At 55.6% G+C, this 13,735-nt stretch carries 14 protein-coding genes; 7 read left to right on the plus strand and 7 right to left on the minus strand.

The window, feature by feature from the left end; genetic code table 11:
• The first annotated feature begins 47 nt into the window (after window positions 1–47).
• Window positions 48–569, plus strand: coding sequence for a superoxide dismutase [Cu-Zn] SodC (gene sodC, locus JLG71_RS12295; protein ID WP_004119475.1), 522 nt, complete (start codon window positions 48–50; stop codon window positions 567–569).
• Here sodC and JLG71_RS12300 read toward each other — a convergent pair.
• The 3 genes from JLG71_RS12300 to JLG71_RS12310 are packed head-to-tail and all read right to left on the minus strand — an operon-like array spanning window position 562 to window position 3,729.
• Window positions 562–2,586 carry an FUSC family protein gene (locus tag JLG71_RS12300; protein WP_025105834.1) on the minus strand — a complete coding sequence of 675 codons (2,025 nt, stop codon included), beginning with the start codon at window positions 2,584–2,586 and terminating at the stop codon, window positions 562–564. The two genes, sodC and JLG71_RS12300, sit on opposite strands and share 8 nt — an antisense overlap.
• Window positions 2,586–3,482, minus strand: a complete 897-nt coding sequence (locus tag JLG71_RS12305; RefSeq protein ID WP_014229597.1) for an efflux RND transporter periplasmic adaptor subunit — start codon at window positions 3,480–3,482, stop codon at window positions 2,586–2,588. The genes JLG71_RS12300 and JLG71_RS12305 overlap by 1 nt, the downstream gene beginning before the upstream one ends.
• 10 nt (window positions 3,483–3,492) lie before the next feature.
• Window positions 3,493–3,729: a DUF1656 domain-containing protein gene (locus tag JLG71_RS12310; RefSeq protein ID WP_004851455.1), complete on the minus strand. Its 237-nt coding sequence runs from the start codon at window positions 3,727–3,729 to the stop codon at window positions 3,493–3,495.
• 171 nt (window positions 3,730–3,900) lie between these two features.
• On the opposite strand from JLG71_RS12310, the gene slyA reads away from it, so the two are divergent.
• Entirely contained in the window at window positions 3,901–4,341 is a 441-nt protein-coding gene (gene slyA, locus JLG71_RS12315; RefSeq protein ID WP_016810099.1) for a transcriptional regulator SlyA, read from the plus strand.
• A 41-nt stretch (window positions 4,342–4,382) separates the two neighbouring features.
• On the opposite strand, the gene JLG71_RS12320 is transcribed toward slyA, so the two are convergent.
• Entirely contained in the window at window positions 4,383–5,735 is a 1,353-nt protein-coding gene (locus JLG71_RS12320; RefSeq protein ID WP_049082856.1) for a sensor domain-containing diguanylate cyclase, read from the minus strand.
• Window positions 5,736–5,961: 226 nt separating this feature from the next.
• Window positions 5,962–6,429 (minus strand): outer membrane lipoprotein SlyB, encoded by a 468-nt coding sequence (slyB, locus tag JLG71_RS12325; protein WP_004851450.1) that lies wholly within the window; start codon window positions 6,427–6,429, stop codon window positions 5,962–5,964.
• Between the two features lie 271 nt (window positions 6,430–6,700).
• Between slyB and anmK the strand changes: the two genes are divergently transcribed.
• From anmK to pdxY, 5 genes are all read left to right on the plus strand, one after another.
• Window positions 6,701–7,825 (plus strand): anhydro-N-acetylmuramic acid kinase, encoded by a 1,125-nt coding sequence (gene anmK, locus JLG71_RS12330; protein ID WP_032748924.1) that lies wholly within the window; start codon window positions 6,701–6,703, stop codon window positions 7,823–7,825.
• Window positions 7,826–7,917: 92 nt separating this feature from the next.
• Complete coding sequence (gene mliC / locus JLG71_RS12335; RefSeq protein WP_014229593.1) at window positions 7,918–8,241, plus strand: C-type lysozyme inhibitor; 324 nt, start codon at window positions 7,918–7,920, stop codon at window positions 8,239–8,241.
• A 57-nt stretch (window positions 8,242–8,298) separates the two neighbouring features.
• Complete coding sequence (pdxH, locus tag JLG71_RS12340; RefSeq protein ID WP_004851446.1) at window positions 8,299–8,955, plus strand: pyridoxamine 5'-phosphate oxidase; 657 nt, start codon at window positions 8,299–8,301, stop codon at window positions 8,953–8,955.
• Window positions 8,956–9,208: 253 nt separating this feature from the next.
• Window positions 9,209–10,483, plus strand: coding sequence for a tyrosine--tRNA ligase (tyrS, locus tag JLG71_RS12345; protein ID WP_004851444.1), 1,275 nt, complete (start codon window positions 9,209–9,211; stop codon window positions 10,481–10,483).
• A gap of 61 nt (window positions 10,484–10,544) precedes the next feature.
• Window positions 10,545–11,405: a pyridoxal kinase PdxY gene (gene pdxY, locus JLG71_RS12350; protein WP_009654806.1), complete on the plus strand. Its 861-nt coding sequence runs from the start codon at window positions 10,545–10,547 to the stop codon at window positions 11,403–11,405.
• 47 nt (window positions 11,406–11,452) lie between these two features.
• Here pdxY and gstA read toward each other — a convergent pair whose 3' ends face one another.
• The gene (gene gstA / locus JLG71_RS12355; RefSeq protein ID WP_004851441.1) at window positions 11,453–12,058 is read right to left on the minus strand and encodes a glutathione transferase GstA; all 606 of its coding nucleotides are present in this window, start codon (window positions 12,056–12,058) and stop codon (window positions 11,453–11,455) included.
• 108 nt (window positions 12,059–12,166) lie between these two features.
• Window positions 12,167–13,672, minus strand: a complete 1,506-nt coding sequence (dtpA, locus tag JLG71_RS12360; protein WP_032748929.1) for a dipeptide/tripeptide permease DtpA — start codon at window positions 13,670–13,672, stop codon at window positions 12,167–12,169.
• Between the last annotated feature and the right edge of the window lie 63 nt (window positions 13,673–13,735).

Consider the following 13,735-nt stretch of genomic DNA (forward strand, 5'->3'; position numbering starts at 1 on the left):
CCGCAATGGCCTACACTTAGTAGCGACAGAGCCATTAAGGAGGTGTTATGCAACGATGTATTCTCGCCATACTTACCCTGGCCGCGTGCGCAGGCGCGCAGGCGGCCAGTGAAAGCGTCGATATCAATCTTGTCACCAGCCAGAGCGTCGGTCAGGCTATCGGTAGCGTTAAAATCAGCGAAACCGCGAAAGGCCTGGAATTTACGCCAGACCTGAAGGCGCTGCCTCCCGGCGAGCACGGCTTCCATATCCACGCCAACGGCAGCTGCCAGCCCGCGATTAAAGAGGGTAAAGCCGTCGCCGCTGGCGCAGCAGGCGGGCACTACGATCCGCAAAAAACCGGTAAGCATGAAGGTCCCGACGGCGCCGGTCACCTCGGCGATCTGCCGTTCCTGGTGGTCAATAACGACGGTAAAGCAACCCAGCCGGTGGTCGCGCCGCGCTTAAAAACGCTGGATGAGGTTAAAGGGAAGGCGCTGATGATTCACGTGGGGGGCGACAATATGTCCGATAGCCCGCAGCCCCTTGGCGGCGGCGGCGAGCGGTTCGCCTGCGGCGTGATTAAGTAGTTCTTTCCGTTAAGGTGCCGGCAATGGGCGCCTGTTCCAGCTGCGACAGCGCGCACCACAGTCGCCAGATAACCGCCGCCAGCTCTTTGGCTGCCGGCTGGTGGTGGTGATTAAGCGCGTCGCAGATGCGCTGCAGCTCCTGCAGCGTCGAGGCGAGTGGCCGCTGCTGTACCCCGCGCTCGCTCATCACATCCCGCAGCAGGCTGATGCATAAATCGCGCACCTGCGATAGCGGGTCGGAACGGGTTTCCCACTCGCGAAGCTGCCACACCACGTGGGAACAGTTGAGCAAAACCACGCCCCAGCGCAGCAGCCAGCGGCGCGCCAGCGCATCCTGGCTATTGCTGAGCTGGCTGATGTGGTGATAAACCAGCGATTCAAATTCATGCTCGCTATGCTGCGGGCGGCGGCTTAGCTGGTCGACAAAGTGACGCCGTAACGCACGGATATGACGGCGGCTTTTACGCGCGTCTGAACCCGGGCTGATGATGGCGAACGCCAGCCAGGCAAGGCCGACGCCGATGATTTTGCCCAGATTATCGTTAAGAAACGATGCGTAGTCGTAGACCGGCGGGTTGGTCACCGAAATAAACGACCCCATAAATACAATCAGCTGCCCCCACAGTCCGGCGAGCTTAGGCATCTGGAGTTTCAGCAGCTGCATGGTGGTCAGCAGGGGAAACAGAAACAGCAGGAACTGCCATAAATCGGTTATCTGCACCATCAGGCCAAACTTCACCACAAAGCTAAAGAGTGAAAGCAGGATCAGGGTACGCATCAGCAGCGTTAGTGACTTAAACGGCGAAGGAGAGACCGAATAGAGCACGCAGCAGATCGCCGCCAGGGTCAGAGCTGCGGCGCAGGCCTGCCATTGGGTGCTAATTCCCCAGGCGCCGACCATCACCAGCGCGCAAAAAGTGCGTACGCCGTTCCATAAGGCTTCGGCCTGATCGGTATGGCGAGCCAGCGCTGGCGCGGAAGGTACGTTAAATTCGGTTATCGCGCTGGCGTTTTCGATGCGCCTGAGCCAGCGGCTGCTCTCCAGATAGAGACGACAGAAGTAGCGCAGACGCTTCCAGAAGGCGATATGCCGGTAGTCAGCGTCCGCGGGGGGCGCCAGCGGAGCGATGATGCGGGCAACGCTCAGGGCGTCGGCGTTGGCATGAGATAACTCGTTGAGCAACGACTCCAGTATCTCGCGGGTGCGGGCGGGCGCGGTGGGCCAGTTGAGCAGCATTCGCCGCAGGCTCGAAATCACGCTGGTCATTCGCAGCTGTTGATGCAGCAGGTAGTTCAGCAGCGGATTTTGCCGACGAAAGCGATAGTGGCTCCAGAAGGCCTGAATGCGCAGCAGATTCATGGTCAGGATTTGCCCGATCACGCTCTCGTGCGCGGTGCGAATGGCATCGGTCGTTTCCGGCACCCACAGCAGGCTGGCGTGTTCCAGCAGGCGCGCATGCATGTTTTTCAGCGCCGTCAGCAGCGTAGCGCCATCGGAGGTGCTCGGTAAGATCATCATCATCAGCCCGCCGCACAAAATACCGACGATGACTTCGCAGACGCGCGACTGGGCGATGGTCCACAGTTCGTTCGCGTCGGTGATATTGATAACCGGGAACGCGATAATCGCGCAGGTATAGCCCGCAAGCTGGAAAGCGTAGGCGACGTTATTGGTAAACATCGCGCAGGCCCACGTGCAGAGGGCTATCCACGCCGAAATGCTGAACAGAAACAGCCACGGATCGTTGAGCGTATGCCCGGCCAGCAGCAGCGCCGCGCAGGCGCCGAGCAGGCTGCCGGCAATACGCCCGAAGCTTTTGCTGATCACCCCGCCGACGGTGGGAAAACTGACCACCGCGGCGGAGGTCATCGCCCAGTAGGGTTCGTCAAGATTCAGCCAGTAGGCGACGCTCAGCGCCAGGCACATGGCAATCCCGTTACGCAAGGCATAGCGCCACTGCGGACGGCTGGCCTTAATCCACGGGAGCGAGCGCCACGTCAGAGCCTGCAGCTTCATTATTGCGCGCCGATGGCTACGGTGCAGGTGGTACCGGAGACCAGGATGGTATCCGGCGGCAAGTGATCAAACTCAATACGCACCGGTACGCGCTGGGCAAGTCGGACCCACGGAATATTCGGTTTAATGTTCGCTACCAGATCGCCGCCGCTCTCCACGCTCTGGTCGACGATGGCGCGTCCGATGCTGCTCACGTGACCCTGTAACTTCTGCTTGCTGCTATAAAGAATGATCTGCGCGCTGTCACCGGGACGGATATTGCGCAGTTTCGTTTCTTCAAAATAACCCACCACGTAGAAGGAGCGGCTGTCCACGAGGGCGAAAACCGGGTGGCCAACGGCGGCGTAGTCGCCAACCCGGGTTGAGAGATTGGTAACCCAGCCGTCAACCGGCGCTTTTATTTCCGTCTGCGTGAGCTGCCATTGGGCGTGATCGAGAGTGGCCTGCGCCACGCCAACCACGGCCTTAGCGGCTTCGAGGTTGGTCGTGGCGGTATTCAGCGCGGTGTTGGCGTTTTCTAAATCTTCTGCCGAGATAAAGTTCTGTGAAAGATGGCGCCGACGGCTGGCATCGCTGGCGGCTTTTTTCTGTTCTGCCTGCGCGCGGGCGACTTCCGCTTTGGCTTTAGCAAGCTGCGCCCGGGCGTTGAGCAGGGCGATTTTATAAGGCGTGTCATCGATTCTGAACAGCACGTCTCCCGCTTTAACCAGCTGGTTGTCGCGCACGTTGAGCTGCAGGATGCTGCCGGAAACCTGGGGCGTGACGCCAACCTGCTCGGCGCGGACCTTGCCGTCGCGGGTCCACGGGGATTGCGTGTAGTAATTCCAGACCAGCCAGGCGGCAATAATAGCCAGCGCGGCGACCAGCAGCGTGGATAAGTATTTTAGTTTCTTCATGTAATGAACATTACCAGATAGTCAGTAAAACCAGCGCCAGACAGACGGAGAGCGCAAAGAAGGAGAGGTCCATTAGCAGGGGATGCCAAATCTCGCCTGCATACATCCAGTCCCGCAGCTGGCGGTGGATAATCAACCAGATAAAAAAGCCCAGCAAAACGGCTTTAAAGACGGGAGGGAAATAGACAGAAGCGCCGAACACCAGGTCCTGGAGCGACAATCCGGCAGTGTTAAGACTCAGTTTCACAAGCAAAAATCCTTTGCCGTTGCAGGAAGAATGTTCAGGTTATGCGATTATTCACATTGTAAATCATTGTTCTGATTTTAGTGAATCGGGTAATTCATTTGTTTTGGTAATTTAAATGCTGCACACTATTCTAAAATCAGTATAATAACTTAGCAAGCTAATTATAAGGAGATGAAATTGGAATCGCCACTTGGTTCTGATCTGGCACGTTTGGTGCGCGTCTGGCGCGCGCTAATCGACCATCGCCTGAAACCTCTGGAGTTAACGCAGACGCACTGGGTCACGCTGCATAACATTCACCAGCTGCCGCCTGAACAGTCGCAGATTCAGCTGGCGAAAGCCATAGGTATTGAGCAGCCGTCGCTGGTTCGCACGCTCGACCAGCTGGAGGAGAAAGGGCTTATTTCTCGCCAGACCTGTGCTAACGATCGGCGGGCAAAACGTATCAAGCTTACCGAAAAAGCCGAGCCTCTGATCAACGAAATGGAAGAGGTTATCGGCAAAACGCGTGATGAGATTCTGGCCGGCGTATCTAAGGAAGAGGTGGAAACGCTGCTTAATTTGATTCGTAAACTTGAACACAATATTCTCGATCTCCAGGCAAAAGATTGACCTTAGCGAGGCCTTGAGGACTCTCAAGGCCTCTTTTTTGTTTATTCACGCCAGACCACTACGCGGTTACGCCCGCTGTTTTTCGCTTCGTACATCGCGGTATCCGCGCGCTTAACGCACTCTTCTGCCGAAACGTGCGCATCCTGCGTGGTGAACACGCCCATACTGATGGTCATTCTCTCCGGTAATCCCTCCTGCTTCTCGCTGACCGACAGGCGGATACGTTCGGCGATTGCCAGCGCTTCGTTGGCGCCGATATTCACCAGCAGCACGGCAAACTCTTCCCCGCCGATACGCGCGGCAGCATCGTCCTGGCGCACGTTGTTCTGCAACACGCTGGCAGCAAACTGAATCACCTTATCTCCCTGCACGTGACCGTAGGTGTCGTTGATGCGCTTAAAGCGATCGAGGTCGCAGACGATAACCGACAGCGGCTGTGAAGCGGAAGCCTTCGACAATCGCTGAGTCAGGGTGTCATAGAAATAGCTGCGGTTATACAGCCGGGTCAGGGGATCGCGAATCGAGTTCTGGTAAGAGCGGACGTATCTTTCGTTTGATTCACGATAGAGTATAAAAACGTCACCAAGCAGAATTAAAATCAGAAACAGGGTGCTCAGCGTTTCAAAAAGCCGCGCCTGGTTCCAGGAGTGAGCGTTACCGCTAACCGTGGAGAGCAGCACCAGCAGCGTAAAGATATAGGCGGTACAAAAAAAAGCGCCGCTGTACCAGAATATATTACGCAGCCGAGTCAGGCCGATCAGTAAAATCAGCGTTAATGACCATATGATAATTAATAGCCAGCCAATTCGATTATGCCATAGTGGCGTAAAGGTGTAGGTTAGATTGTCAATGAATTCAATGCTTAGCAACGGCGAGTTGCTTGAATGAACCCACGATAATATGAGCGTTGCGGTGATAAAAATAAAACAACTACTGAGCACCGCACCGTGAATTTTTCTTGAGTGGCCGGTAATATGTCGGATGCGATATAAAACAATTGAGGTTATAAATAAAACAGCCATCATCACGTTGCGGAAAAAATAAAAAATCAGCGCGTCATTTTGATTGATCTCGCGCCCCTGAGCGCAGACCAGCCAGTCGGGATAGCTGCCTATCGTTCCCAGCATCAGCAGGGCCGAGCAGGTAAACGCGAAGGCTATCGGGGCCAGGTACAGCTGTTTTTTATCACACAGATATTTCATGCCCATAAAGCAGGCAATCATAATATGAAAACCCATCAGTGAAATAGTTAGCACAGGGAAAAGCATGGATGATGTTGTAGAAATACGATGAATTAATGAGGTGGTAATAAAATTAACCACAGCAATAGAAAGACTGCACGCGATAGCGTAAATAAATATCCGATAGGGTAAGCTTTTTATATTAACGCGCATAGTCAACATCCCTGAAAAATGCGAAGGTAAAACGACAGAATTGCCGCAATGTTTAAATAATACTGGCTGGAGAATACTTGATGGTGACGGGCGGAATATTGCGCGGGCGCAAATTAGTGCATGTATGAAAGAAAAATATAAATATATATGAATTATTTATTTACGCTGGGAAAATAATACGTATTTTATATCAATAAGCGGCCCGTCCGGGCCGCAGAGAGAAGATTTAGCGCGGGGAGACCGTCACCTGGCTGCCGCTGCCGGCAATGGCTACGCGCTGGCCGACGGAGAACGGCGTGCTGCCTTGCTTCTGCACGACCATGATGGTGTTACCGTCATCTTTGCGGATTTCCAGCTCAACGCCCTGAGTTTTGTTCATCGCGCCCTGTACGCCCTGACCGGCTACGCCGCCGGCGACAGCGCCTGCCGCCGTTGCCAGGGAGCGACCCGTGCCGCCGCCAATGGTGTTACCGAGGAAGCCGCCGAGCACCGCGCCGCCGATAGCGCCGATGGCGTTGCTGTCATCTCCGCCCTGAATCTGCACCGCACGGGTATGCACAATGGTGCCGTAGGTCACGCTCTGGACCTGTTTGGCTTCAGATGCGGAGTAAACATCGCCGGACAGGCCGCTGCTGCTGACGCAGCCTGCAAGCGTAAAACCAATCATCGAGACAGCCAAAACACGTAAAATCATTTATGAATCTCCTGTTCACCAAGAAGCGTTCTGTTGAACTTCCTTGTAGCCAATTATATGGCATTTAAGCGTCTGCTGGCATAGCAGATGCAACGACTATACAAAAAATAATAATCAGAGTCGTCTCAACCTAAACTAAACACAAGTTCTTTACCCTAAGAACCGGCAGCGCTGCTTGTATTGTTAAAAAGTATTATAGCAGCGTAGCTTTGCCCCCTCGTTTATGATGGAGTGTGGGGATATACGAGAGTCATGGAATGAAGGAAAGCGTATGAAATCAGGCCGCTTTATCGGCGTTATGTCCGGCACCAGCCTTGATGGTGTTGATGTTGTTCTCGCAGCAATTAATGAAAATCTGGTTGCCCAGCAGGCCAGCCTGACCTATCCCATCCCCATCGCGATTAAAGAAGATATCCTGGCCATCTGCCAGGGGCAGCCGCTGACTCTCTCGCAGCTGGGGCGGCTCGATACGCGCCTGGGACGCCTATTTGCCGATGCGGTTCTGGCATTGATGGCTCAGGAAAAGCTCAAGGCGGCGGACATCATCGCTATCGGCTGCCACGGCCAAACGGTCTGGCATGAACCAGCAGGCGATGCGCCGCATACTCTGCAGATTGGCGACAATAACCAGATTGCCGCGCATACCGGCGTGACGGTGGTCGGGGACTTTCGCCGTCGCGATATGGCGCTCGGCGGGCAGGGCGCGCCGCTGGTCCCGGCGTTCCACCACGCGTTGCTGGCGCACCCGGTTGAGCGTCGAATGGTTCTCAACATTGGCGGGATCGCCAACCTCTCTTTGCTGGCGCCAGGTCTGCCGGTGCGCGGCTACGACACCGGCCCGGGCAACATGCTGATGGATGCGTGGGTCTGGCGTCAGTGCGGTAAACCCTTCGATAAAGACGCACAGTGGGCCAGCGAGGGTAAAATTGTGCTGCCGTTGCTGCAGGATATGCTAAGCGATCCGTGGTTTGCGCTGCCGGCGCCAAAGAGCACCGGTCGTGAATACTTTAACTACGGCTGGCTGTCGCAGCATCTGGCGCGTTATCCGGGGCTTCGCGCCCAGGACGTTCAGGCGACCCTTGCGGAGCTGACCGCCGTCAGCATCAGTGAACAGGTGCTGCTCAGCGGGGGATGTGAACGTCTGTTGGTATGCGGCGGCGGGGCGCGCAATCCGCTTCTGATGGCCCGTCTGGCGGCGCTGCTGCCGGGAACCGAGGTATCGACGACCGATGAGGCGGGGATCAGCGGTGATGATATGGAGGCGCTGGCTTTCGCATGGCTGGCGTGGCGGACGCTTGCCGGACTACCCGGCAATCTCCCTTCCGTGACCGGCGCGTCGCAAGCTTCCGTGCTTGGTGCGATTTTTCCGGCCAATCCGCCGCAAAATCAGAGTTAACTGAAATCACCCGCGCCGGTTTCTTCGTAAACTGGACAGCGTTGAGGGAGGGCGTTATGCCTTCCCGGACCGGGAAAGTCGAAGGCAAATTGATGAAAAAAATTCTTATTCTTGCTGTACCTTTTATGCTGGCGGGCTGTAGCTATTACAACCAGTTTGTCGAGCGGATGAATACGGACACCCTCGAGTATCAGTGTGACCAGAAACCGTTGACCGTCCATCTCAATCATACTCGCCAGCAGGTCAGCTTTATTTACGATAATCAGCAGCTCAATTTACAGCAGGGGCTCTCCGCTTCTGGCGCGCGCTATACCGATGGCGTTTACGTCTTCTGGTCGAAGGGCGATAGCGCCACCGTCTATAAACGGGACCGTATCGTGCTGGAAAACTGTCAGCTGCAAACCGCCAAACGTTGAGATTTCAGCCATGGGGGCGCACAATAACGCTACCCTTTGATTATTTTCTCAATTGCCATGTCTGATAACGACGAATTGCAGCAAATCGCGCACCTGCGCCGTGAGTATACCCGTGGTGGCCTGCGCCGCCACGATCTTCCCGCCGAACCTCTGGCACTCTTTGAGCGCTGGCTGCGTCAGGCCTGTGACGCAAAGCTCGCTGACCCAACGGCGATGGTTGTCGCGACCGTCGATGAAAACTCGCAGCCTTACCAGCGCATCGTGTTGCTCAAGCACTACGATGAGAAAGGCCTGGTGTTCTATACCAACCTCGGCAGCCGCAAAGCCCATCAAATTGAAAAAAATCCCCGCATCAGCCTGCTTTTCCCATGGCATATGCTGGAACGTCAGGTGATGGTTATCGGTAAAGCGGAACGCCTTTCAACGCTGGAAGTGGTGAAATATTTCCATAGCCGTCCGCGCGATAGTCAGATTGGCGCATGGGTGTCGCAGCAGTCCAGCCGTATCTCGGCGCGTGGCATCCTTGAGAGTAAGTTCCTCGAGCTTAAGCAAAAATTCCAGCAGGGCGAAGTGCCGCTGCCGAGCTTCTGGGGCGGATTCCGCGTCAGTATCGAACAGATGGAGTTCTGGCAGGGCGGCGAGCATCGTCTGCACGATCGTTTTCTCTACCAGCGGCAAAACGGCGGCTGGCAAATCGACCGACTGGCGCCATAAAGGACGCAAAAATGTTGTGTTAAGCGCTGGTGCATCGTGGCCCGGCGCTTTATTCTATACGCTTCATTTTTCAAGCTGCATCTTTGTTAGCTGCGCCTGCCTGGCTCTGTCGCTTACCTGAGTAAGTTCCCTGGGCTTTCAAATGCTTGCCGCGGCGACGCAGCTTGAATAATTTTGCGTAGATATTTTTTTCGCGTCTGGCGAAAAGTCGTGTACCGGCAGAGGTGCAGTCGTTTTATAGATGGAGAATTTGATGGCAAGCAGTAACTTGATTAAACAATTGCAGGAGCGGGGGCTGATAGCCCAGGTGACGGACGAAGAAGCGTTAGCAGAGCGACTGGCGCAAGGCCCGATCGCGCTCTATTGCGGCTTCGATCCCACCGCTGACAGCTTGCATTTGGGGCATCTTGTTCCATTGTTATGCCTGAAACGCTTCCAGATGGCCGGCCATAAACCGGTTGCCCTGGTGGGCGGCGCGACCGGTCTGATTGGCGACCCGAGCTTTAAAGCCGCGGAGCGTAAACTGAACACTGAAGATACCGTGCAGGAGTGGGTAGATAAAATTCGTAAACAGGTCGCGCCTTTCCTCGACTTTGATTGCGGTGAAAATTCTGCCATTGCCGCCAACAACTACGACTGGTTTGGCAGCATGAACGTGCTGACTTTCCTGCGTGATATCGGCAAGCACTTCTCGGTAAACCAGATGATTAACAAAGAAGCGGTGAAGCAGCGTCTGAACCGTGACGACCAGGGCATCTCTTTTACCGAGTTCTCCTACAACCTGCTGCAGGGTTACGACTTTGCCTGCCTGAACAAGCTGCACGGCGTGGCGCTGCAAATCGGCGGTTCTGACCAGTGGGGCAACATTACCTCCGGTATCGACCTGACCCGTCGTCTGCACCAGAACCAGGTCTTTGGCCTCACCGTTCCGCTGATCACCAAGGCGGACGGCACGAAATTCGGTAAAACCGAAGGCGGCGCAGTGTGGCTGGATCCGAAGAAAACCAGTCCGTACAAGTTCTACCAGTTCTGGATCAACACCGCGGATGCCGACGTTTATCGCTTCCTGAAGTTCTTCACTTTTATGGACATGGCTGAAATCAATGCCCTGGAAGAAGAAGACAAAAACAGCGGTAAAGCACCGCGCGCCCAGTATGTGCTGGCCGAACAGGTGACCCGCCTGGTGCACGGTGAAGAAGGTCTGGTGGCGGCAAAACGCATTACCGAGAGCCTGTTCAACGGTAACCTGAGCGATTTGAGCGAAGCCGATTTCGAACAGCTGGCGCAGGATGGCGTGCCGATGATCGAAATGGATAAAGGCGCCGATCTGATGCAGGCGCTGGTGGATTCTGAACTGCAGCCGTCCCGCGGTCAGGCGCGTAAAACCATCGCATCCAATGCGGTGACCATCAACGGCGAAAAACAGTCCGACCCGGAATACGTATTTGTTGATGCCGACCGTCTCTTTGGTCGCTACACCTTACTGCGTCGCGGTAAGAAAAATTACTGTCTGGTCTGCTGGAAGTAATTGCGTAAAGGCAGGGGCGTGGGAAACCGCGCCCCTTATTTTTTGCTCTCAGGTAATCAAGATGAAGAATATCCTCGCCATCCAGTCCCACGTTGTGTTTGGCCATGCGGGCAACAGCGCCGCTGAATTTCCGATGCGCCGCCTTGGTGCCAACGTCTGGCCGCTTAATACCGTACAATTCTCCAACCATACCCAATACGGAAAGTGGACCGGCTGCGTGATGCCGCCAGCGCATCTGACGGAAATCGTTCAGGGGATTGCCGATATTAACCAGCTGCAGCGCTGTGACGCGGTATTAAGCGGATACCTGGGATCGGCGGAACAGGGCGAACATATTCTTGGCATCGTGCGTCAGGTGAAAAGCGCCAATCCGGCCGCGAAATATTTCTGCGATCCGGTCATGGGGCACCCTGAAAAGGGCTGTATCGTAGCGCCCGGCGTCGCGGAGTTTCATGTACGCTATGCGCTGCCGGCGAGCGATATTATTGCGCCAAACCTGGTTGAGCTGGAGATCCTCTGCGGGCATCCGGTGGCGAACGTTAACGAAGCGGTGCTGGCCGCGCGCGAGCTGATTGCACAGGGGCCGGAAGTGGTGCTGGTGAAGCATCTTTCGCGGGCCGGGCTGAGTATGGATCGTTTTGAAATGCTGCTGGTCACCGCGCAGGAAGCCTGGCACATCAGCCGTCCGCTGGTGGATTTTGGCATGCGCCAGCCGGTGGGCGTCGGCGATGTCACCAGCGGGCTGCTGCTGGTTAAGCTGCTGCAGGGCGCGGGACTGCGCGATGCGCTGGAGCACGTGACCGCCGCGGTGTATGAAATCATGCTGGCGACAAAAAATATGCAGGAGTATGAGCTACAGGTTGTGGCGGCTCAGGATCGCATCGCGCAGCCGGAGCACTACTTCAGCGCCACGCAGCTTTAAGAGGCGTGAGAACAACTTGCCCGACCTGCGTCGGGCAAGCATCGGCTTCACTTCAGCCCTTCAGCCTCGAGGGCGGCGGCTACCGCAGGCCGCGCAGCAACGCGCTTCATCCAGGCTGCAATATTGCTATAGCCTTCCATATCCAGCTTCACGGCGTACGCCCAGCGCAGCACGGTAAACAGGTAGCCATCGGCGATAGTGAAACGGTGCCCGTTAATCCACTCTTTATCTTCCAGGCATTCGTTCACGTACTGCATTTTTTTGTCCAGCAGCGCGCGAGCGACAGGTTTGTAATCCTCCGGCGTATCCGGGCGAAACAGCGGGGTAAAACCTTTATGCAGCTCCGTCGCCACGTAGTTTAGCCACTCCAGCGTCTGATAGCGGGCGATGCTTCCCACCGGCGCCAGCAGCTGGCGGTCCGGCACGCGATCGGCGATATATTGCATAATGGCCACGCCTTCCGTCAGCAGCACATCATCGTCCAGCAGCAGCGCCGGTACCTGACCCTTCGGGTTGATCTGCAGATAATCATCCCCGTTTTCGAGACGTTTTTTCATCACGTCAACGCCCTGCAGGGTGAAGTCCAGCCCGCTTTCGCGTAGCGCGATATGCGAAGCAAGAGAACAAGCGCCGGATTTGTAGAACAGTTTCATCGGTAACTCCTCGTGGCTGCGGTTTCCTGTATGTTAGTCCGCCCAGGGGTAAAAAAAAACCGCTAACAGCGCGTTAGCGGTTTAAATTTATGGGTTTTCCCGGGGAGCTTAAGCCGTAGCGGTATCGCTGGCTTTTGCCGTTTTATCGTCGTCCTGGGTCATACGGTTCAGCTTCGGCGCCGTCATGAGCATCAGGATGGCGATAATGCCGGTGGCGACACCGATATGCAGGAACACGCGACCGTAAACTTCCAGCGACATCAGCGGGTCAGTCACGTTATCCGGCACCGCCATCATGTTCGCCACGTAGCCGCCGATCAGGTTGGCGCCAGCGGTAGTCAGGAACCAGCTACCCATAATGAAGCCCATCAGGCGCTGCGGAACCAGCTGTGCCACCATCGCCAGACCCAGACCGGAAATCATCAGTTCACCGATACTCTGCAGGCCGTAGCTGATCACCAGCCAGCTGACGTTTACGATGCCCGCATCGCTGGCGAACTTAGCGCCCAGCGGCAGGACAAGGAAGGCGCCGGAGCACAGGACCATACCAATAGCAAACTTCATCGGCATCGGCAGGGTATCGCCCATCTTGTTATAAATGGCGGCCAGAATCGGGCTACCGATAATGATCCAGAAAGGGTTCAGCGCCTGGTACTGCTCAGGCTCGAAAGCGATGCCCAGCAGAGAGTGTTCAACGTTGCGAATCGCAAAGAAGTTGAGGGAGGTTGGCATCTGGCTGTACAGAACGAAGAAGATAATCGCCTGCAGCATCAGGATGAAAGCGACGATCATTTTGCGACGGGCCGCGCCCTGCATCGCGAAGGCTTCTTTAGCGAAAATAACGATGATGCCCAGCGCAACCACGCCCAGCGCCATACGTGCAATACCCTGGTTGTGCAGCAGCCAGGTTGCAATCGCGATGAGAACCACCACGCCAACGATAGTCGCCAGCAGCTTGCCTATCTGCAGCGGGGCGAAGTCAGGCTTCGAGCCGTACTGTTTAACCCAGCGCTGGCAGAAAGTGAAGTTGACGATGGTGATCACCAGGCCGACAAAGCTCAGGGCGAAAGCGACGCTCCAGCCGAACTTCGCCGCCAGCCATGGCGTGGCCAGCATAGAGAAGAAAGAACCGATGTTGATGGACATGTAGTACATGGTAAATGCACCGTCCAGACGCGGGTCGTTCTTTTCATAGCAGGTTGAGAGCAGGGAAGAGGGGTTAGCCTTAAACAGGCCGTTACCGACGGCAATCGTCGCCATACCTATATATACGATGCCTGCATCGTGCCCTGACCACGCCACCAGGCCGTAGCCGATAGCCAGAACGATTGCGCCGAGCATGATGACGCGCTTAGTGCCAAGCACCTTGTCGCCCAGCCAGCCGCCAATCGCCACCAGACCGTAGACCAGGGCGCTAAAGGAGGAGAACAGAGTAATAGAGTCCGCTTCTGACATACCCAGCTGTTTAACCAGGTAAACGGCCATGATCCCTTGCAGGCCGTAGAAACCAAAACGTTCCCACAGCTCAATAGAGAAGATGAGATAGAACGAACGTGGTTGTTTGAAAGCGTTTAAACTTACGCTTTCTGTTGGTTTATTGTTTGCAGTCGACACAAATACCTCTTTTTTTACATCCCATATTAACGGGGGGTGTTCGGGGCGCAATCTTCTCAGACC

The sequence above is a fragment of the Klebsiella michiganensis genome, from assembly GCF_015139575.1.
GTDB classification, from domain to species: Bacteria; Pseudomonadota; Gammaproteobacteria; order Enterobacterales; family Enterobacteriaceae; genus Klebsiella; species Klebsiella michiganensis.